Annotated in this window: 17 protein-coding genes; 6 read left to right on the forward strand and 11 right to left on the reverse strand. The window is 71.2% G+C overall.

What is annotated here, in order from left to right; genetic code table 11:
- Positions 1-54: 54 nt before the first annotated feature.
- From ACFZDI_RS28705 to ACFZDI_RS28720, 4 genes are all read right to left on the reverse strand, one after another.
- Entirely contained in the window at positions 55-753 is a 699-nt protein-coding gene (locus ACFZDI_RS28705; protein ID WP_391254237.1) for an AAA family ATPase, read from the reverse strand.
- Between the two features lie 56 nt (positions 754-809).
- Positions 810-1,631: an ABC transporter permease gene (locus tag ACFZDI_RS28710; RefSeq protein ID WP_234849258.1), complete on the reverse strand. Its 822-nt coding sequence runs from the start codon at positions 1,629-1,631 to the stop codon at positions 810-812.
- Between the two features lie 103 nt (positions 1,632-1,734).
- The gene (locus tag ACFZDI_RS28715; RefSeq protein ID WP_234849259.1) at positions 1,735-2,709 is read right to left on the reverse strand and encodes an ABC transporter ATP-binding protein; all 975 of its coding nucleotides are present in this window, start codon (positions 2,707-2,709) and stop codon (positions 1,735-1,737) included.
- A gap of 123 nt (positions 2,710-2,832) precedes the next feature.
- Complete coding sequence (locus tag ACFZDI_RS28720; RefSeq protein WP_361123592.1) at positions 2,833-4,044, reverse strand: NYN domain-containing protein; 1,212 nt, start codon at positions 4,042-4,044, stop codon at positions 2,833-2,835.
- A 221-nt stretch (positions 4,045-4,265) separates the two neighbouring features.
- Here ACFZDI_RS28720 and ACFZDI_RS28725 point away from each other — a divergent pair, with 221 nt between their 5' ends.
- A complete protein-coding gene (locus ACFZDI_RS28725; protein WP_234845049.1) occupies positions 4,266-4,430 on the forward strand; it encodes a hypothetical protein in 165 nt (54 codons plus the stop codon).
- A gap of 91 nt (positions 4,431-4,521) precedes the next feature.
- Here the strand turns inward: ACFZDI_RS28725 and dnaE are convergent, their stop codons facing one another.
- Positions 4,522-8,061 (reverse strand): DNA polymerase III subunit alpha, encoded by a 3,540-nt coding sequence (dnaE, locus tag ACFZDI_RS28730; RefSeq protein WP_234845048.1) that lies wholly within the window; start codon positions 8,059-8,061, stop codon positions 4,522-4,524.
- A 216-nt stretch (positions 8,062-8,277) separates the two neighbouring features.
- On the opposite strand from dnaE, the gene ACFZDI_RS28735 reads away from it, so the two are divergent.
- The 4 genes from ACFZDI_RS28735 to ACFZDI_RS28750 all read left to right on the forward strand — a co-directional run bounded on the left by ACFZDI_RS28735 (position 8,278) and on the right by ACFZDI_RS28750 (position 13,049).
- Positions 8,278-9,606, forward strand: coding sequence for a DUF2252 family protein (locus ACFZDI_RS28735; RefSeq protein ID WP_391254244.1), 1,329 nt, complete (start codon positions 8,278-8,280; stop codon positions 9,604-9,606).
- A 69-nt stretch (positions 9,607-9,675) separates the two neighbouring features.
- Positions 9,676-10,368: a hypothetical protein gene (locus ACFZDI_RS28740; RefSeq protein ID WP_391254247.1), complete on the forward strand. Its 693-nt coding sequence runs from the start codon at positions 9,676-9,678 to the stop codon at positions 10,366-10,368.
- A 108-nt stretch (positions 10,369-10,476) separates the two neighbouring features.
- Positions 10,477-11,286, forward strand: coding sequence for a thioredoxin domain-containing protein (locus ACFZDI_RS28745; RefSeq protein WP_391254250.1), 810 nt, complete (start codon positions 10,477-10,479; stop codon positions 11,284-11,286).
- A 92-nt stretch (positions 11,287-11,378) separates the two neighbouring features.
- Complete coding sequence (locus ACFZDI_RS28750) at positions 11,379-13,049, forward strand: alkaline phosphatase (RefSeq protein ID WP_234845044.1); 1,671 nt, start codon at positions 11,379-11,381, stop codon at positions 13,047-13,049.
- Positions 13,050-13,053: 4 nt separating this feature from the next.
- Here the strand turns inward: ACFZDI_RS28750 and ACFZDI_RS28755 are convergent, their stop codons facing one another.
- The gene (locus ACFZDI_RS28755) at positions 13,054-13,692 is read right to left on the reverse strand and encodes a dienelactone hydrolase family protein (protein WP_391254253.1); all 639 of its coding nucleotides are present in this window, start codon (positions 13,690-13,692) and stop codon (positions 13,054-13,056) included.
- Positions 13,693-13,730: 38 nt separating this feature from the next.
- Here ACFZDI_RS28755 and ACFZDI_RS28760 point away from each other — a divergent pair, with 38 nt between their 5' ends.
- On the forward strand, positions 13,731-14,864 hold the full coding sequence (locus ACFZDI_RS28760) for a mechanosensitive ion channel family protein (protein WP_234845042.1): 1,134 nt from the start codon (positions 13,731-13,733) through the stop codon (positions 14,862-14,864).
- Between the two features lie 64 nt (positions 14,865-14,928).
- Here the strand turns inward: ACFZDI_RS28760 and ACFZDI_RS28765 are convergent, their stop codons facing one another.
- The 5 genes from ACFZDI_RS28765 to lspA all read right to left on the reverse strand — a co-directional run bounded on the left by ACFZDI_RS28765 (position 14,929) and on the right by lspA (position 19,638).
- The gene (locus tag ACFZDI_RS28765; RefSeq protein ID WP_391254256.1) at positions 14,929-15,669 is read right to left on the reverse strand and encodes an SDR family oxidoreductase; all 741 of its coding nucleotides are present in this window, start codon (positions 15,667-15,669) and stop codon (positions 14,929-14,931) included.
- Positions 15,670-15,844: 175 nt separating this feature from the next.
- Complete coding sequence (locus tag ACFZDI_RS28770) at positions 15,845-17,431, reverse strand: Na+/H+ antiporter (RefSeq protein WP_234845040.1); 1,587 nt, start codon at positions 17,429-17,431, stop codon at positions 15,845-15,847.
- A gap of 95 nt (positions 17,432-17,526) precedes the next feature.
- Positions 17,527-17,994: a GNAT family N-acetyltransferase gene (locus ACFZDI_RS28775; protein WP_391254260.1), complete on the reverse strand. Its 468-nt coding sequence runs from the start codon at positions 17,992-17,994 to the stop codon at positions 17,527-17,529.
- The gene (locus ACFZDI_RS28780) at positions 17,991-18,935 is read right to left on the reverse strand and encodes an RluA family pseudouridine synthase (protein WP_391254263.1); all 945 of its coding nucleotides are present in this window, start codon (positions 18,933-18,935) and stop codon (positions 17,991-17,993) included. Before ACFZDI_RS28780 ends, ACFZDI_RS28775 begins: the two co-directional genes overlap by 4 nt.
- Before the next feature lie 43 nt (positions 18,936-18,978).
- Positions 18,979-19,638, reverse strand: a complete 660-nt coding sequence (gene lspA / locus ACFZDI_RS28785) for a signal peptidase II (RefSeq protein ID WP_234845037.1) — start codon at positions 19,636-19,638, stop codon at positions 18,979-18,981.
- Between the last annotated feature and the right edge of the window lies 1 nt (position 19,639).

The raw sequence follows: 19,639 nt of genomic DNA on the forward strand, positions 1-19,639 counted from the left end.
AGTGCCGCGGCAGGCGACGTTCGCGCGACGGGGCGAACGTTGCCCGCTGCGGCACTAGCGGTCGTGCGCGGCGGGCGGTTGGGGGTACGGGCCGGACGGAAACTCCGGTTCGGGGTCCCGGGGTCCGAACAGGGCCATGAGCCCGAGGTGGAGCACCAGCGCGGCCAGCGGCCACGCCAGGAGCGCCCCCTTCGCGCCCAGCTTCAGCGGCGCGTCGAAGGTCACGCCCCGTCCGACCTCCCGCGCGTGCGCGATCACGTCGTCGGCGGGTCCGAGCCACACCCCGATCCGCCAGGCGAGCAGCGACCCGAGCAGTCCGCCGAGGGCCAGCCCCACCACCAGCGGCACACCCCCGCGCCGCCGCAGCAGGAAGACGACCAGCGCGCTGACGGCTCCGAAGGCCAGCCCCAGCAGCGCGAACGTGCCGTCGACACCGATGGCCTGCTCGCCCTCGGTGTCCTTGAGGTAGACGACCCAGTTCCTCTCCACCACGTCGCCGACCAGCGGCACGTGCGGCGCGAGCCACCACCACAGCACGCCGAGCAGTGCCCCGCCGAGCGCCACGGCCACCGCGACCACGGCGGCTTCCCGCAGTTCCGTCTTCATCCCGGGGCCGTCCTGTCCGTACCAGCCGTGCCCGGCGTACTCGGCGTGCTGGGACCCGGGAGCCGCAGGCCCGCCGTCCGGCGGCTGCCACGCGTCCTGTGCGGAGTGTCCATGCGGTGGCGGAGGCGGAGTCAGTGGTGCGGTCACCCTGCCATCGTGCCAGGCCCGCCTGTGCGCCGCGTCACCGGACGACCGCTCCCCGCTCAACGGACGGCCGCCCGGCGGTACGCCCAGGTCGCCACGGCCAGCGAGATGACGCCCACGGCCCCGCACACGGCGAGGTCCCCGAGCACGAAGGCCCAGTCGGGATGCGGCCCGAACGTACGCGCGAAGGCCTCCACGCCGTACGTCGACGGCAGCAGGTCCCGCGCGAAGCGCACGACCTCCGGCATCCGGTCCGCCGGCAGCACGCCCAGCAGCAACGCCGCCGACATGCCCAGCTGCCCGAGCAGCGTGGCCAGTTCCGGCCGGGGCGCGAGCAGGCCCAGCGCAGCGCCCAGCCCGGCGAGCGCGGCGCCCGCGAGCGGGATCACGGCCATCAGGACCCACAGGTGTGCCATCGGCAGCCCGAACAGCACGCAGCCGAACACCGCGGTCACCACCGTCCCGGGCACGGTGAACGACGCGTACGCCCCCGCCGCGCCCAGCACCACCGCCGCCGGCGGCACCGGCAGCGTCGCGTAGTGGTCGAGCCCGCCACTGGCCCGCAGCTGCCCGAAGTACTGCGCGAGCAGGTTCAGCGCGACGAAGGCGACCACCAGGACCGACGACCCGGCGACGACGGCCTGCGCCTCCGCTCCGTCGTCCACGACCCCGCGCATCAGGATCATGATCCCGACCGACTGGAAGGTCGCCACGAACAACAGCGGGATCCGCGCCACCCTCGCCCGGGACAGCTGGGCCCGGTACACGGCCGCCAGAGACGGCCAGAGCCGCGCCCTGGGCCCGAGCTCGGCCGCGCCCGCGGCGGGCTCCTCAGCCGCCAGGGCACTGCCCGGCAGGACATCGGCGGGTACGACACTCACGTCGCGCTGCTCCCCTTCGCTCGGGTCCACTGCGGCAGTCGCCTGTTCGGTACGGATACGGCGGCCGGTGTACTCACGGCCCGCCCTCCCGGCACGGTGGTGCTCACACCTTCACCAGCCCCTGCTGCACGGCACCGCCGAGGGCGAGGTACACGTCCTCCAGGCTCGGCGTGGCCAGGGTGAAGTCGTCCAGGGCGGCGAAGGCGGCCCCGCCGGTGACGGTCGCGACGACGGCCCGGGCCTCCTCGGGTCCGAGCCGCAGCGTCCAGCGGCGGCCCGACTCCACGACCCGGTCCCGCAGCGCGGCCACCTCGGGCACGTGCAGCGGAGCCGCGTCCCGCCACACCAGGTCGACGCGCACCTCGCCGGCGACCTGCTCCTTGAGCCCGGCGGGGGTGTCACACGCGATCACCCGCCCCCGGTCGAGGACGGCCACCCGGTCCAGCACGGTCTCGGCCTCGATGACGTTGTGCGTGACGAGCAGCACGGTCGTCCCGTGTTCGGCCCTGCGCCGGTCGACCGCGGACCACACGGCCCGCCGCGCCACCGGGTCCATGCCGGTGGTCGGCTCGTCGAGGACGAGCAGCGGCCGCTCCCCCACCAGGGCCGCGGCGAAGCACGCCAGGCGCCGCTGGCCCCCGGAGAGCTTCTTCAACGGCCGGCCGGCGAGCGGCGCGAGTCCCAGCTCGTCGAGGACGGCGTCCCGCTCGGCCCGGGCCTGCCGCACGTCCAGGCCGCGCAGCCGCCCGGTGGTCTCGGCGGCCAGCGACACGGTCAGCTCGTCGAGGGCGGTCGACTCCTGCCCGAGGTAGGCGAGGATGCGCGCCGCCCGCTCGGGGTGGCGCACGATGTCGTGGCCCAGGATCTCCACGCTGCCCCGGTCGGGCCGCATGAGCCCGGTGAGCTGGCGCACGAGGGTGGACTTGCCGGCGCCGTTCGGACCGAGCAGGCCGAAGATCTCGCCGCGGCGGACGTCCAGCGTCACGTCGTCCGTGGCCCGGACCTCGGGTGTTCCGGGGGTGCCGCGCCGGCCCCGGACCGCCGGATAGGTCTTGGTCAGCCCGCGCACCGCGCACACGACGTCACCATCGTGCCGAAATGCCTGTGCCGCGCGCGTACTCACAAGGGACGAGACTACGGGGTCGGCGGCCTTGGTCCGCCCTCGGGTCGGTCCGTACCGGGAAATCCGCCGGCAGGGAACTCAGGCGTCGACGGGCGGGTGCTCCACTCCCGTGCGCACGCTGATCTCCCGCCAGAAGCCGGCCCGGATGGCGTAACGGTCCCGCTCGTCGATCTGGTCGTCCTTGTGCGCGAGCAGGCCGAAGCGGGCCGCGTAGCGCAGCAGCTCGCCGTCGACGCGGTGCGGGATGCGCGGGTACATCCCGGACAGCTTCTGCAGGTGGCTCTGGTCGCCCAGGCGCTCGACCCAGCGCCGGGCGAAGACCTGTCCCACCTCGAAGGGGTCACCGCCGACGGTGGTGATGTCCTCCTCGCGATCGGCCCAGCGCTGCTCCGCCGTGGTCAGCTGGGCGAGCGTCGGCATCGAGGCGGCCTCGGGGGGCTCGGCCGCGGGCCGGTCGACCCAGCCCTTGTCGGAGGACCACCGGAGGGTGGCGGAGGCGGGGGGCTGGGCGGGCTGGGTGCCGGGGGCGCGCAGGGCGGCCAGGTCTTTGGGCGTGGGGACCCCTTTGGCGGCGGGCACCCGCTCCTCGGTGCCGTTCTGCCCGGGGGCGGCCTCCTGGTGCCGGGGCTGCGGGGCGGGCCGGTCGGTCGCGGCGCCGAGGGCGGATTCGGGCAGCGGCGCGGAGAGGATGGCGGCGATCTCGGGCCGGGGCGCGGGCTGCGGTGCGCACACCCCGGTGTGGTCCTTGGCGCGGACGGCCTTGGTGATCCACGTACGGTCCAGGACGCGCCGCTCGTCGGCTTCGGCGACCAGGTCCTCGGACTGGTTGTAGTCGCCGTCGGCGGCCTGGACGGCCCACAGGTGGACGGCGACGCCGTGCTCCTTGGCGGCCATCATGCCGGGCAGCAGATCGCCGTCGCCGGTGACGAGGACGACGTCGGAGCAGGCGCGGTTGCGGGCCAGTTCGGTGAGTTCGGCGTGCATCGCGGCGTCCACGCCCTTCTGCGCCCAGCGGCCGTCGCTGCGGGTGAGGGCGCCGAGCCGGACGGTGACCCGGGGCATCACGCGCAGTCTGCGGTGCTCGGGCTGCGGGACGCGGTCGGGGGCGCCGTCGAACCAGTAGATGCGCAGCAGCGGCTGCTGGGTGTCGGATTCGGCGCGCTCACGCAGCCCCTGGATGAGGGCGGTGTGGTCGACTGTGATGCGGGACCGTGAGGGCTCCCCGGCGAGGAGACTCGCCGCGGCTCCCAGCAGATACCCAGCGTCCACCAGGACGATGCAGCGGTCCACGCGACTCACCCTCTTCCCAGGAGGTTTGCTTCGGGCTTGCTTCGAGTCTGCCCGACGGCGCGGAGGTTAACGGCCCGAACTCGATCTTCGGCGTGGCGTTTCGGCGCCGCCCGCCGCGATCATCCCTGTCACGCACGGTAATTGTCCGACATGCGATCGTTGTCGGGCTGTGTGAATCTGGTCCCGGCCCTGGCCCCTAGTCCCCCACAGGAGGCATCACCATGGCCAAGAACAAGAACCGTGACCGTAAGCAGCAGCGTCCGACCGAGCGTGGCCAGCGGGCCGACCGCAGCCCCGCCTCGCAGACCGAGCCCCAGCCCGAGGTCGAGACGACCCCCGGCGAGATGGCGTCGGCCAAGCGAAAGCGCAGCTTCGGCCACAACTGACGCCTGTGTGACGGGGTGTTGAGCCCACGCACATGCACGAGGGGCGTACCCGGGCCCGGGTACGCCCCTCAAGCGCATCGAGAGCCCCGCCTCACCCGGCCAGGCAGGACGGTCCGAGCAGCACCTTCAGGTCGCCGAACAGCGCCGGGTCCGGCTTCACCCGGTGCCGGTCCAGCCGCAGCACGGTCGTCTTGGTGGGCCCCTGGAGCTTGATCCGGACCTCGCTGTCGCCCTTGTGGTGGCTGAGGACCTCGCCGAGGCGGCTGACCAGCGGCGGGGTGACCCGGGTGGCCGGGATGGTGAGGACCACGGGCGCGTTGGTGCCCGCGTTGGACAGGTCCGGGATCATCAGCTCCATCGCGACGAGCCGCGGGATGTCCTCGCGCTTGTCGAGGCGGCCCTTGACGAACACCACGGCGTCCTCGACGAGTTGTGTCGAGACGAGCTGGTAGGTCGCGGGGAAGAACATGCACTCGATCGAGCCGGCGAGGTCCTCGACGGTGGCGATGGCCCAGGCGTTGCCCTGCTTGGTCATCTTGCGCTGGAGGCCGGAGATGATGCCGCCGATGGTGACCACCGAGCCGTCGGAGTAGTCACCGCCGGTCAGCTGGGAGATGCCCGCGTCGGCCTTGTCGGACAGGATGTGCTCCAGACCGAACAGCGGGTGGTCGGAGACGTACAGACCGAGCATCTCCCGCTCCTGGGCGAGCAGATAGGTCTTGTCCCACTCGTCGGGGGAGAACTCCACGTCGAGCCCGAAGCCCGGCTCGCTGGTCTCTGCCTCGCCCATGCCGCCGAAGAGGTCGAACTGCCCCTCGGCCTCCTTGCGCTTGACCGCGACCACGTTGTCGATCATCGGCTCGTAGTGCGCGGTGAGGCCCTTGCGGGTGTGACCCATGGCGTCGAAGGCGCCGGCCTTGATCAGCGACTCGGTGGTGCGCTTGTTGCAGACCACCGCCTCCACCTTGTCGAGGTAGTCCGGGAAGGAGACGTACTTCCCCTTGGAGGTGCGGCACCTGATGATCGACTCGACCACGTTGGTGCCGACGTTGCGCACGGCGGAGAGGCCGAAGAGGATCACGTCGTCGCCCTGCGCCGCGAAGTTGGACATCGACTCGTTGACGTCCGGCGGGAGCACCTTGATCCCCATGCGGCGGCACTCGTTGAGGTAGACGGCCGACTTGTCCTTGTCGTCCTTCACGGAGGTGAGCAGCGCGGCCATGTACTCGGCGGGGTGGTTCGCCTTGAGGTACGCCGTCCAGTACGAGACGAGTCCGTACGCGGCGGAGTGCGCCTTGTTGAAGGCGTAGCCGGCGAAGGGGACCAGCACGTCCCACAGGGCCTGGATGGCCTCGTCGCTGAAGCCCTTCTTGCGGGCGCCCTCCTGGAAGAGGACGAAGTTCTTCGCCAGCTCCTCGGGCTTCTTCTTGCCCATCACGCGGCGGAGGATGTCGGCCTCGCCGAGCGAGTAACCGGCGATGATCTGGGCGGCCTTCTGCACCTGCTCCTGGTAGACGATCAGGCCGTAGGTGACGTCCAGGACCTCCTTGAGGGGCTCCTCCAGCTCGGGGTGGATGGGCGTGATCTCCTGCTGCCCGTTCTTGCGCAGCGCGTAGTTGGTGTGGGAGTTCATGCCCATGGGGCCCGGACGGTACAGGGCCGACACGGCGGAGATGTCTTCGAAGTTGTCCGGCTTCATCAGCCGGAGCAGGGAGCGCATCGGGCCGCCGTCGAACTGGAAGACGCCGAGGGTGTCGCCGCGCTGGAGCAGTTCGAAGGTCGTGGGGTCGTCGAGCGGGAGGCTCAGGAGATCGATGTCGATCCCCTTGTTGGACTTCACCATCTTGACGGCGTCGTCCATGATCGTCAGGTTGCGCAGGCCCAGGAAGTCCATCTTGAGCAGGCCGAGCGACTCGCAGCTCGGGTAGTCCCACTGGGTGATGGTGACCTTGTCCGTGTGCCGGACCCAGACGGGCACGTGGTCGGTGATGGTCTCGCTGGACATGATCACACCGGCGGCGTGCACGCCCATCTGCCGGACCAGGCCCTCGACGCCCTTGGCGGTGTCGATGACCTTCTTCACGTCCGGCTCGTTCTCGTACATCGCCCGGACCTCGCCCGCCTCCGAGTAGCGGGGGTGCTCGGGGTTGGTGATGCCGTCCAGGTTGATGCCCTTGCCGAGGACGTCGGCGGGCATGGCCTTGGTGATGCGGTCGCCCATCGCGTACGGGTAGCCCAGCACGCGCGCGGAGTCCTTGATCGCGTTCTTGGCCTTGATGGTGCCGTACGTACCGATCATGGCGACCTTGTCGGCGCCGTACTTCTCCGTCACGTACCGGATCACCTCGACGCGCCGGCGCTCGTCGAAGTCGATGTCGACATCGGGCATGGAGATGCGCTCGGGGTTGAGGAACCGCTCGAAGATCAGGCCGTGCGGGATGGGGTCGAGGTCGGTGATGCCGAGGGCGTAGGCGACGATCGAGCCGGCCGCGGAGCCTCGTCCGGGGCCGACGGCGATGCCCTGCTTCTTGGCCCACATGATGAAGTCGGCGACCACGAGGAAGTAGCCCGGGAAGCCCATCGAGATGATGGTGTCCATCTCGTACTCGACCTGCTTCATGCGGTCGTCCGGGATGCCGTCCGGGAAGCGGCGGTGCATGCCGCGCAGGGTCTCCTCGCGGAACCAGCTGACCTCGGTGTAACCCTCCGGGATGTCGAACTTGGGCATGAGGTCGCGCTTCTCGAACATGCCCGTGGTGTCGACCATCTCGGCGATCAGGCGGGTGTTGGCGCAGCCCTCCTGCCAGGCGTCCGAGGAGTCGATGGCGTACATCTCGTCCGTGGACTTCAGGTAGTAGCCGGTGCCGTCGAACTTGAAGCGGTCCGGGTCGGAGAGGTTCTTGCCGGTCTGGATGCACAGCAGGGCGTCGTGGGCGGTCGCCTCGTGCGCGTAGGTGTAGTGCGAGTCGTTGGTGACCAGCGGGGGGATGCCGAGCTTCTTGCCGATCTCCAGGAGGCCGTCGCGGACCCGGTGCTCGATGTCGATGCCGTGGTCCATCAGCTCCAGGAAGTAGCGGTCCTTGCCGAAGATGTCCTGGTAGTCGGCCGCTGCCTTCAGGGCCTCGTCGAAGTGCCCGAGGCGCAGCCGGGTCTGGACCTCGCCGGAGGGGCAGCCGGTGGAGGCGACGATCCCCTCGGACCACTGGGAGATGGTCTCCTTGTCCATCCGGGGCCACTTCTGCAGCCAGCCCTCGGCGTACGCGTCGGAGGACAGCCGGAAGAGGTTGTGCAGACCCGTGCTGTTCACGGCCCACATCGTCTTGTGGGTGTAACCGCCGGAACCGGAGACGTCGTCCCGCTTCTGGTGCGGCTGGCCCCACTGGATCTTGCGCTTGTTGCGGCGGGACTCGGGGGCGACATAGGCCTCGATCCCGATGATCGGGGTGACCCCGGCCTTCTGCGCGGAGTGGAAGAAGTCGTACGCCCCGTGGAGGTTGCCGTGGTCGGACATGGCGATGTGCGTCATGCCCATCTCGTTGCACGCGTTGAACATGTCCTTCAGCCGCGCGGCACCGTCCAGCAGCGAATACTGGGTGTGGACGTGCAGGTGCGTGAACGGCGGCTTTGACACGGCTGCGGCCTCCAGGGAGAACAGGGGTCGGACGGTCCCGGCAGGCTGCGGACAGTCTGGGGGACAGCGTCGAAGTCTATGCCTCGGCACTGACACCCGGAGGCCTGACCCGCGTACCTTCTGGCAAGGGCCGCGGGCACTCCCGCGGGCCGCCGCACGTTAGGCATCGGGGCGGACCAGCCGCCCCGACAGGCACGGACCAGGAGGCACCCAGCGATGTCGTTCCCGCAGCTCGACGAGGAGCACCGCGGTGAGGAGATCCTCGCCGTCTTCGACACCGCCTTCGGCGAGCTCCTGGCCGCCGACCCGGCCGCGTTCCGCGTGAAGTTCCGGAAGATGGCGGCCTCGGCCTTCGCCTTCTACCGGGGGACGGCGTGCCTCTTCTACCACGACCAGGAGCGCGAGGGCATTCTCCCGGGCCCCTACCTGGACGAGCGCACGTCCCGCGTGTGGATCCACGGCGACCTGCACGCGGAGAACTTCGGCACGTACATGGACGCCAACGGCCGTCTGATCTTCAACGTCAACGACTTCGACGAGGCCTACGTCGGCCCCTTCACCTGGGACCTGAAGCGCTTCGCCGCCTCCATCGCGCTGATCGGCTACGCGAAGGCGCTCGGCGACGACCAGATCAGCGAGCTGGTGCGGGTGTACGCGAACGCGTACCGGCGGCGGATCCACGCCCTGGCGACGGGCGCGAAGAGCGACGAGGTGCCGCCGTTCACGCTGGACACGGCGCAGGGCCCGCTGCTGGACGCGCTGCGTGTCGCCCGCTCGCTGACCCGCTTCGGCCTGCTGGAGTCGATGACGGAGATCCGCGACTTCGAGCGCCGCTTCGCTTCGGGGGGCGGCTCGGTCGAGCTGGACGCGGCCACCCGCTACAAGGTCCTCGCCGCCTTCGACGGCTACCTGGAGACGCTGCCGGACAGCTCCCTGGCCCGCCCGGACTCCTACCGCGTGAAGGACGTGGTCGGCCGGCGCGGCATCGGCATCGGCTCGGCGGGGCTGCCGTCGTACAACATCCTGCTGGAGGGGCACAGCGACGCCCTGGAGAACGATGTCGTGATCTACATCAAGCAGGCCCAGACCCCGGCGGTCTCCCGGCACATCACGGACCGGGCGATCCGCGACTACTTCCAGCACGAGGGGCACCGCACGGTCATCTCCCAGCGGGCCCTCCAGGCGCACGCCGACCCGTGGCTGGGCTGGACCGAGCTGGACGGCGCGGGCCAGCTGGTCGCGGAGGTCTCGCCGTACGCGGTCGACCTGGACTGGGGCGACATCGACGACCCGGAGGAGATCGCGCAGGTGGTGGCCGACCTCGGCCGGGCGACGGCCGCGATGCACGCGGCGGCGGACGACCAGTCCGGCGAGTCCCTGGTGCCCTTCTCCACGGAGCGGTCCATCGACGCGGCGATCGCGGCCGACGAGGAGGGCTTCGCGCCGCTGCTGGTCGACTTCGCGCACGCCTACGGCGCCCGCGCCCGTGCCGATCACCAGACCTTCGTGGACCTGTTCCGCAACGGACGGATCCCGGGCCTGTGACGGCGAGGCCCCTCACAGGCATCCTTTAGGGGTCCCTTACCGGCCCACGTGACACACTCTCCTATCGCTATGGACATATCCGGGATCCCGCTCAGAGCCGTACGCGCGGCGCTGTTCACGGCCGTGGTCGTGACGCTCAGCACGGCGTCGCACGTGCTGCTGTCCGGGGCCCCGCTGCCGGTGAGCACGGTGGCCGCGGTCGCCGCCGCCGTGTTCGTGATCGCGTTCGCCCTGGCGGGCCGCGAGCGCTCCTTCGGGCGGATCGCGGCCCTGCTGATCCCGCTGGAACTGGCCGCCGACACGGTGTTCACCACGGGCCAGCACGCCTGTTACGGCCGGGCGGGCGGCCCGGTCGCCGGTCCCCTGCGCTCGGTCGGCCTGGACGTCCTGTGCGGCGGGGAGGTCGGCACACCCCTGGCCCGGATGGCGGGGGCCACCGGCAGCGACCGGCTCGCGGTCGCGGTCGCCCATGCCGACCCGGCGACGGCCTGGCTGCTGCTCGGCGCGCACATCGGCGTCGGGCTCGTGGCCGCTGTCTGGCTGCGCCGCGGTGAGCGGGCCCTGGCCCAGCTGCTGCGGGCGGTGACGGCCACCACGTTCCGGCCGCTGCTGCTGGCGGTCGCCGCGGTCGCGGTGGAGCGGGCCCCGGCCGGGCGGCACCTGCCGGGGCGAGCCGCGGACCGCACGCCCACCGCCCGCGAGCGGATCCTCGCGTACTCCCTGGGACGGCGTGGACCGCCGTGCTCCCCCGCCTTCGCGTAAGGCACTCCGCGCCGCAGCAACCTCCCTCTGCGGCACTTCCGAGCACCGGCAGTCCCCCTACCTATCCCGCACACCGAGGTGTGCGCGTTCCCCACGGAGAACATCACCATGAGCAAGCGCAACAGCCAGTCGGCGAAGACGGCGGCCCGTGAGCGGCTGCGCATCGAGCGCGAGCGCGAGGCCAAGCGCGCGAAGACCAAGCGCCAGGTCATCGTCGCCTGCTCCATCGTCGGCGTCCTGGCGATAGCCGGCGGCATCGGCTACGCGGTCGTCCAGGCCAACAAGCCCACCCACTGGGAGGCGGTGAAGGACGAGAAGGTCGTCACCCCCGCCAACACCACAGGCACCGACGGGACCACGGTCGTCATCGGCAAGGACTCGGCCAAGAAGACCCTGAAGATCTACGAGGACCCGCGCTGCCCCGTCTGCGCCCAGTTCGAGCAGACCGTCGGTCCGACCGTGAAGAAGGACATCGACGACGGCAAGTTCAAGATGCAGTTCGTCGGCGCCACCTTCATCGACAACAAGGACAGCGGCGAGGGCTCCAAGAACGCGCTCAGCGCCCTGGGCGCCGCGCTGAACGTGAGCGACCAGGCGTTCCTCGACTACAAGGCCGCGCTCTACTCGGCGAAGTACCACCCGGACGAGACGACCGACAAGTTCAAGGACGACAGCTACCTCATCAAGGTCGCGGACACCGTCCCCGAGCTCAAGGGCAACAAGAAGTTCCAGGACGCAGTCGAGAAGGGCACCTACGACGCCTGGGCGATGGCCATGTCGAAGACCTTCGACAGCAACAAGGAAGGCGTCCAGGGCACCCCGGCCTTCGTCATGGACGGCAAGCAGCTGAACGGCGGCAGCCCGCTGATGACCGTGGCCGACTTCAACAAGGTCGTGGGCGAGGCCCTCAAGAAGTGACGGCAGGTCAGGGACCGGTCACCACATGAAGAGCGGGCGAACTTCCGGAGTTCGCCCGCTCTGGCGCATACCGACCAGTAACCTGATCGGTCGTGACCAGTCGATACAGATCATCGAAGACGTCAGAGGGCCTCAACTCCCTCACCCCGCGCCGCCGTACGGTCGTCAAGGCCGCGGCGGCGACCGCTGTCCTGGCCGGGCCGCTGGCGGCGACCCTGCCGGCGCGTGCCGTCGACCAGGCACCCGCCTTCCTGCACGGCGTGGCCTCCGGCGACCCGCTGCCGGACGGCATCCTGCTGTGGACCCGCATCACCCCGGTGCCCGAGGCGATACCCGGTTCGGGAGTCGGCCCGGACACCGAGGTGAGCTGGGTCGTCGCCCGGGACAAGGCGTTCACCACCGTCGTCGCCAAGGGCTCCACCACCGCCACGGCGGCCTCCGACCACACCGTCAAGGCCGATGTCCGCGGCCTGGAGCCCGGCACCGACTACTGGTTCCGCTTCTCCGCCGGCGGCACCGACTCCCCCGCCGCGCGCACCCGCACCGCCCCGGCCCACGACGCCGCCGTCCCGGGCCTGCGCTTCGGCGTGGTCTCCTGCGCCAACTGGGAGGCCGGCTACTTCTCCCCGTACCGGCACCTCGCGGCCCGCGGTGACCTGGACGCCTGGCTGCACCTCGGCGACTACATCTACGAGTACGGCACCGGCGAGTACGGCACCCGCGGCAAGGTCGTCCGCCCGCACGCCCCGGCCCACGAGATCGTCACCCTCGCCGACTACCGCACCCGGCACGCCCGTTACAAGACCGACCCGGACCTCCAGGCGCTGCACCACACGGCACCGGTCGTGGCGATCTGGGACGACCACGAGTTCGCCAACGACACCTGGTCCGGCGGCGCGGAGAACCACACCGAGGGCGCGGAGGGCGCCTGGTCCGCCCGCCAGGCCGCCGCCAAGCAGGCCTACTTCGAGTGGATGCCGGTGCGCCCGGCGATCGCGGGCACCACCTACCGCCGGCTGCGCTTCGGCAAGCTGGCCGACCTCTCGCTGCTGGACCTGCGCTCGTTCCGCTCCCAGCAGGTCAAGGTCGGCAACGGCGAGGTCGACGACCCGGACCGCACGCTCACCGGCCGCGCCCAGCTCGACTGGCTCAAGGCCGGGCTGAAGTCCTCCGACACCACCTGGCGGCTGGTCGGCAACTCGGTGATGATCTCGCCGTTCGCCATCGGCTCGCTCTCCGCCGACCTGCTGAAGCCGCTCGCCAAACTGCTGGGCCTGCCGCAGGAGGGCCTCGCCCTCAATACCGACCAGTGGGACGGCTACACCGACGACCGCCGCGAGATCCTGGCGCACCTGCGGACGAACGCGATCCGCAACACCGTCTTCCTCACCGGCGACATCCACATGGCGTGGGCCAACGACGTGCCGGTGGACGCCGGTACCTATCCGCTGTCGCCGTCGGCGGCCACGGAGTTCGTCGTCACGTCGGTCACCTCGGACAACCTCGACGACATCGTGAAGGTCCCCGAGGGCACGGTCTCCGCGGTCGCCTCCCCCGTCATCCGCGCGGCCAACCGGCACGTCCACTGGGTCGACACCGACCGGCACGGCTTCGGTGTCCTGGACATCACGGCCGAGCGCGCGCAGATGGACTACTACGTCATCTCCGACCGCGCGAAGCGGGACGCGACCGCCAAGTGGTCGCGCTCGTACCGCACCCTCAGCGGCACCCAGAAGCTGGAGCGCGTCCAGAACCCGGTGTGACCGCCTACAGGGTCTCGAGGAAGCCGAGTGCCACCCGCCAGGTGGCCTCGGCGGCCTCCTCGTCGTAGTCGGGCAGGTCGGGGTCGGTGTAGAGGTGGCCGGCCCCGGCGTACCGGTACACCTCGACGTCGGCTCCCGTGCGGCCCATCTGGAGGTACCAGGCGCTGAGCCAGTCGTCCGTCTCGAAGGGGTCCGGCTCCGCCACGTGCAGCTGGACCGGCAGGTCCTCCGCGGTGACGTCGGGCGCGATGTCGGACGTGCCGTGCAGAAGGAGCAGGCCGCGCGCCTTGTCGTCGCCGAGGGCGAGGGTCTGCGCGATAGAGGCGCCGAGCGAGAACCCGGCGTACACCAGCCCGCGCTCGGAGTACGGCGCGGCGGCCAGCACGGCCCGCTTCAGCAGCTCCTCCTTGCCGATCTTCTCCTTGTGCTCCATGCCCTCCTCGACCGCTTCGAAGGTGCGCCCCTCGAAGAGGTCGGGTGTCCACACCTCGTGTCCGGCCGCTCGCAGTCGGTCAGCGGCGTGGAGCACCGCGGGCCGCAGCCCGAAGGTCGAGTGAAAGAGCATGATGTTCATGAGGCCATGGTGCCAGCCGGGTGTGACGACCCGGGATCGCGGCGCTACCCACGCCGCAGCGGAAGTCACATGTTCATGCCCCCCGGTGGCCGGTTAGGTTCGGTGGCATGGAGAACCTGCTACGACCGCTGATCGTGGTCGGTGGCTCGGTCGTGCTCACGCTGGTGATCGGCTGGGCGACCGACTTCCTGCTGCGCAAGGCCGACGAACGACACCACGAGACCCCGCTGTGGGGCCTGCTCCGCCGTGGCCGCATCCCCTACATGCTGGTCCTCTTCGCGGCCCTGTTGAGAGGGTCGTACGACGAGGCTCAGTTGCTGGAGGCCCGCCGTGAGGGCATCGGCCAGACGTTGACGCTGGTGCTGATCGGATCGACCGCCTGGCTGGTGATCCGTATCGCGGCGGCGATCGTCGAGACGTCCTACAGCCGCTACGCCCACTCCCGCGCCCACCGCGATCCGGCCAGGGTCCGCCGGGTGCGCACCCAGGTGACGCTGATCATGCGAGTGGTGTCCGCTGTCGTCGGCGTGGTGGCCGCGGCGAGCATGCTGCTGACCTTCCCGGCCTTCAAGGCGGCCGGTGCGTCGCTGCTGGCCTCGGCCGGAATCCTCGGCATCGTCGCCGGTGTCGCCGCCCAGTCCACCCTGAGCAACATGTTCGCCGGGTTCCAGATCGCCTTCGGCGACATGGTCCGCATCGGGGACACGGTGGTGGTGGACGGCGAGTGGGGCACGGTCGAGGAGATCACGCTGACGTTCCTGACCGTCCACACCTGGGACGAGCGACGCATCACCATGCCGGTGTCGTACTTCACGTCCAAGCCGTTCGAGAACTGGTCGCGCGGCACCCCGCAGATGACGGGGATCGTCTTCTGGCACGTCGACCACTCGGCGCCGGTGGAGGCGATGCGCGACAAGCTCCGCGACATCCTGCGCGAGTGCCCGGCCTGGGACGGCCGCGCCTACAACCTGTCCGTCACGGACACCACCCCGAACACCATGCAGGTGCGGGCCCTGGTGACGGCCAAGGACGCGGACGACATCTGGACGGTGCGGGTCACGATCCGCGAGGAGATGATCAGCTGGCTGACCCGCGAGCACCCCTACGCGCTGCCCCGGGTCAACACGGCGGACGCGGTGCTCCCGCCGTCTCCCGGCAGCAACGGCCACCGTCCGTCCCCCGAGGCCGTACCGGCCCAGCGCCGCTACCACGGCAACGGCTCGGGGCGGCCTGAGCGCTGACCACCACCCGGAATCCAGGAGGGGCTCCCCGCGGGCGCGGGGAGCCCCTCCTCGTGTCCGCGGGTCAGTGGCCGCGCTCGGCGCCGCCGTTGACCTGGATGATCTGCGAGGTGATGTGCCCGGCGCCCGGCGAGGCCAGCCAGTGCAGGGTCTCGGCGACGTCCCCGGGAGTCCCGGCCCGTCCGTTCGACGTCTCGCCGACGAGCCGGGCCCGGCGCTCCTCGGCCATCGCGTCACCGAAGAACCCGGTGTCCTCGATGTAGCCGGGCGCGACCACGTTCACCGTGATGCCACGCGGCCCCAGTTCGCGGGCCAGGTCGTGGGCATAGGGGTGCAGCCCGGCCTTGGCCGCCGCGTACGCCCCGCTTCCGGATCCCCGGTAGGCGGCGATGGAGCTGAGGAACAGCACCCGGCCGCCGGGCTCGGCGAGCCGCGGCTTGAGCGCCTCGGTGAGCAGGACCGCGGTCAGGGTGTTGAGCCGGAAGTTCACGGTCCAGGTGTGTGCGACGGCCGCGAGGGGATCGCCCTGCGGAGGCTCCGGTTCGAGCAGCCCGCTGCCACCGGCGCTGTGCACGAGCACGTCCACCGCTCCCAGCTCGCGCTCCACGAAGGCGGCGACACCGCGCACGTCCTCCGGCTCGGCGAGATCGGCCGCGCAGGTCAGCGCGCCGGGCACCTCGGCCTTCTCCAGCCCCTCGGCCCGCCGCCCGAGCAGCAGCACCCGGTCCCCGTCGGCGGCGAACACCCGGGCCGCCGCGAGCCCAATTCCCGTACCTCCACCACTGATTACTACGTTCCGTGCCATACGAACGACCCTACGCCGCCCCGGCGGCCCACGGTCAAACCGACAGCCGCGGCCGCCCGCGGTGGAACCGGCAGCCCCCGTCGCCCGCCGTCGAACCGACGGCCCGGCCGCCGCCGTAAAGAAGCCGGCAGCCCGGCCGCCGCCGAAAGCAAGCCGGCAGCGACTGCCGTCGGGCTCAGCGCAGGCTGCGCACGTCGAGGTGCCGCAGGACCCGGTCCACCACCTCGGGATCGGCGCCCGGCTCACTGCGCGCCGCCAGCACCTCGTGCCGCGCCGCACTCAGCATCTCCTGCTGGATCCGCCGCACCCGTTTCACCCGCCGGGCCCCTTCCCGGTACGCCTCCCGGCGTTCGTCCTCCGCGAGTTCGGGACTGATCCGCACGCCGATCTCGTAGGCCCGCCGCAGCATCTGCTCGGACAGTTCCTCCGGCAGCTCCTCGCCCTCCTCGATCTCCCGCAGCCGCTGCTTCGCCGCCTTGGCCGCGCGGACGGCCAGCGCCTTCGCGAACTCCTTCTCCTTGTCCTCGTCGGCCTTCACCCCGAGCAGCCGCACCAGCCGCGGCAACGTCAGGCCCTGCAGCACCAGCGTCGCCATGATCACCCCGAACGCGATGAAGATGATCTCGTCCCGGCTGGGGAACGGCGCCCCGGAGTCGGTCTTCAGCGGGATCGCCAGCACCAGGGCGACCGAGGCCACCCCGCGCATCCCCGACCACCACATCACCACGGTCTCGCGCCAGCTCACCGGGATGTCCTCGTCGTAGTCCCGCCGCGCGTGCAGCCGCTTGGTCAGCCAGGTCGCCGGCAGCAGCCACAGCAGCCGTACGAGCACGACGACGGCCACCACCACCGCCGCCCACCAGAGCAGTTCGCCCCACCGCCCGGAGGCCGTGCGGATGGCGTTGTGCAGCTCCAGGCCGACCAGCCCGAAGGCGACGCCGGTGACGAGCGTGTCGACGATGTTCCAGAATGTGTGCCCGGCCAGCCGTGTCATGACGTCGTCGGCGTCGGAGCCGTACTCCGCGAGGAACAGGGCGGTGGTGAGCACGGCCAGCACACCGGACCCCTGCAGTTCCTCGGCCATGACGTACGAGGCGTACGGCACCAGCAGGGTCAGCCCGATCTGCAGGGTCGGGTCGCCGAGCACCTCCATCAGCTTGTTGGCGCCCCAGCCCAGCGCGAGACCCACGGCCACCGCCACCACGGCCGAGAGCACCAGGTCGAGCCCGGCCTTCCACGGGGAGAACGTCCCGCTGACGGCCGCGGCGATCGCCACGTGGTAGAGGACGATGGCCGTCACGTCGTTGAACAGCCCTTCGCCCTCCAGGATGGAGACCAGCCGGCGTGGCAGCCCCAGCTGTCCGGCCACGGCGGTCGCCGCGACCGGGTCCGGCGGCGCCACCAGCGCGCCCAGCGCGAACGCGGCCGCGAGCGGCAGCCCCGGCACGACCGAGTCGGCCACGGCGGCCACGCACGCCATGGTGACGAACACCAGCGCCACGGCGAGCAGGAAGATCGGCCGCCGGTTCGCCGTGAACTGCCGCCAGGACGTGCGCCGTACTGCGGCGTACAGCAGGGGCGGCAGGAGCAGCGGGAGGATCAGGTCCGGCGGGATCTCGACGTTGGGGACGAACGGGAGCAGCGCGAGGACTATCCCGAGGAGCGTCATCAGCACCGGCGCCGGGAATCCGAACCGGTCCCCCGCGGGGACACTGACCACGGCCCCGAGCATCAGCACGAACAGCAGGGCCAACTGATCCACGGTCAGCGCTCCGGAAGGTCAGATGTTCACACGACTGACCTCAAGACTGCCACGCAACTCCCGGGACAAACCGTTTCGGCCCACCCCAGGGGGGTCTAAAGCGAACGCCGCATCCCCTGGTGCGGAACGCCAGCCTCCATGTACTCGGGCCCGTACGGCTCGTAACCGAGCCGCTCGTAGAAGCCCCGCGCGTGCGACTGTGCGTGCAGGTCCACGGCCGTGAGGCCCCGCGCGAGCGCCGCGTCCTCGATGGCCCGTACCAGGGCGGCCCCGACGCCGAGTCCGCGCGCGGAGCCCGTGACGGCGAGCCGGCCGAGGGAGCCCACGGAAGGGCCGGCGCCGGTTCGCGCCACGGCCGCCTCCCCGTGCAGCAGCCGCCCTGCCCCGAGGGGCAGACCGTCCTCCCGGATCGCCAGCACATGAACCGCGCCGGCGTCGTGCTCGTCGTACTCCACGTCCTCCGGCACGCCCTGTTCGACGACGAAGACCTCCTTGCGCACCGCGAAGCACGCCTCCCGGTCGGCCGGGTCCTCGGCGACCCGCACCACGTACCGGGTGCTCACGCGTACGTCTCCTCGCGGACCTGGTCGAGGGCCTTCTGCAGGTCCTCGGGGTAGTCGCAGGAGAACTCCACCCACTGCCCGTCCCCGGGGTGCTCGAAGCCCAGCCGCACCGCGTGCAGCCACTGCCGGGTCAGGCCGAGGCGCTTGGCGAGCGTCGGGTCGGCTCCGTAGGTGAGGTCGCCGACGCAGGGGTGCCGGTGCGCGGCCATGTGGACGCGGATCTGGTGCGTGCGGCCGGTCTCCAGCTTCACGTCGAGCAGGGAGGCAGCGCGGAACGCCTCGATGAGGTCGTAGTGCGTGACGGACGGCTTGCCCTCGGCGGTGACGGCCCACTTGTAGTCGTGCTGGGGGTGCCGGCCGATGGGCGCGTCGATGGTGCCGCTGGTGGGGTCGGGGTGGCCCTGGACGAGCGTGTGGTAGCGCTTGTCGACCGTGCGCTCCTTGAACTGGCGCTTGAGCGAGGTGTAGGCGCGCTCCGACTTGGCGACCACCATGAGGCCCGAGGTGCCCACGTCGAGCCGGTGCACGATGCCCTGGCGCTCGGCTGCGCCGGAGGTGGAGATCCGGTACCCGGCGGCGGCCAGGCCCCCGATGACGGTCGGCCCGCTCCAGCCCGGGGACGGGTGCGCGGCCACGCCGACGGGCTTGACGATCACGACCAGGTCATCGTCGTCGTGCACGATCTCCATGCCCTCGACCGGCTCGGCCACCACCTGCACCGGGGCGGGCGCCTGCGGCATCTCGACCTCCAGCCAGGCGCCGCCGTGCACGCGCTCCGACTTGCCGACCACCGACCCGTCGACCGTGACCTTCCCCGCGGCGGCGAGTTCGGCCGCCTTGGTGCGGGAGAAGCCGAACATGCGGGAGATGGCGGCGTCGACGCGCTCGCCCTCCAGGCCGTCGGGCACGGGCAGGGTACGGATCTCGGGAAGCGTGCTCACCCGTCGAGTATGCCGGACGGCCGTGACGGGGCCGTACGCGCGCTCAGTCCTTGTGGACGGTCCCGTCCGGGTCGAGGCCCCGGAAGGACAGCAGCACGATCAGGATGCCGCCGCACACGATCGCCGAGTCGGCCAGGTTGAAGACGGCGAAGTGCTTGGGCGCGATGAAGTCCACGACCGCGCCCTCGAAGACGCCCGGCGCCCGGAAGATCCGGTCGGTGAGGTTGCCGAGCGCACCGCCGAGCAGCAGGCCGAGCGCGATCGCCCAGGGCAGGCTGTAGAGCTTGCGGGCGAGGCGGGCGATCACGACGATCACCGCCGCCGCGATCATGGTGAAGATCACCGTGAAGGCCTCGCCGAAGCCGAAGGCCGCGCCCGCGTTGCGGATCGCCTCGAACTTCAGCCAGTCCCCGATGATCTCGATGGGCGGGTGGTGCTCCAGCTTCTCGACCACGATCAGCTTGCTGACCAGGTCGAGGACGTAGGCGAAGGCGGCGACGGCGAACAGCACCGCGATCCGGCGCCTGCCACGGGGCCGCCCGGCGGTGGCGTCGGGCTCGCCGGCACCGGGCGCTCCCGCCGGGGCCGCCGGGCCGGTGCCGGGCTCCCCGGCCGGGGTGCCCTCGGCGTCGCGCCGCTCCTTGCCGCTCCCGGCCGCGTCCGGTGTGTCCGGCGTACCGATGATGCGCTCCGCCTCTGCCACG

Source organism: Streptomyces sp. NPDC007907, assembly GCF_042959365.1.
In the GTDB taxonomy this organism is placed as follows: domain Bacteria; phylum Actinomycetota; class Actinomycetes; order Streptomycetales; family Streptomycetaceae; genus Streptomyces; species Streptomyces indiaensis.

Coding starts and splice junctions, on each gene's coding strand:
- ACFZDI_RS28765 (WP_391254256.1), bottom strand. CDS start 15,669: ATGGCACGGAACGTAGTAATCAGTGGTGGAGGTACGGGAATTGGGCTC.
- ACFZDI_RS28760 (WP_234845042.1), top strand. CDS start 13,731: ATGGAGAACCTGCTACGACCGCTGATCGTGGTCGGTGGCTCGGTCGTG.
- ACFZDI_RS28740 (WP_391254247.1), top strand. CDS start 9,676: ATGGACATATCCGGGATCCCGCTCAGAGCCGTACGCGCGGCGCTGTTC.
- ACFZDI_RS28725 (WP_234845049.1), top strand. CDS start 4,266: ATGGCCAAGAACAAGAACCGTGACCGTAAGCAGCAGCGTCCGACCGAG.
- ACFZDI_RS28735 (WP_391254244.1), top strand. CDS start 8,278: ATGTCGTTCCCGCAGCTCGACGAGGAGCACCGCGGTGAGGAGATCCTC.
- ACFZDI_RS28745 (WP_391254250.1), top strand. CDS start 10,477: ATGAGCAAGCGCAACAGCCAGTCGGCGAAGACGGCGGCCCGTGAGCGG.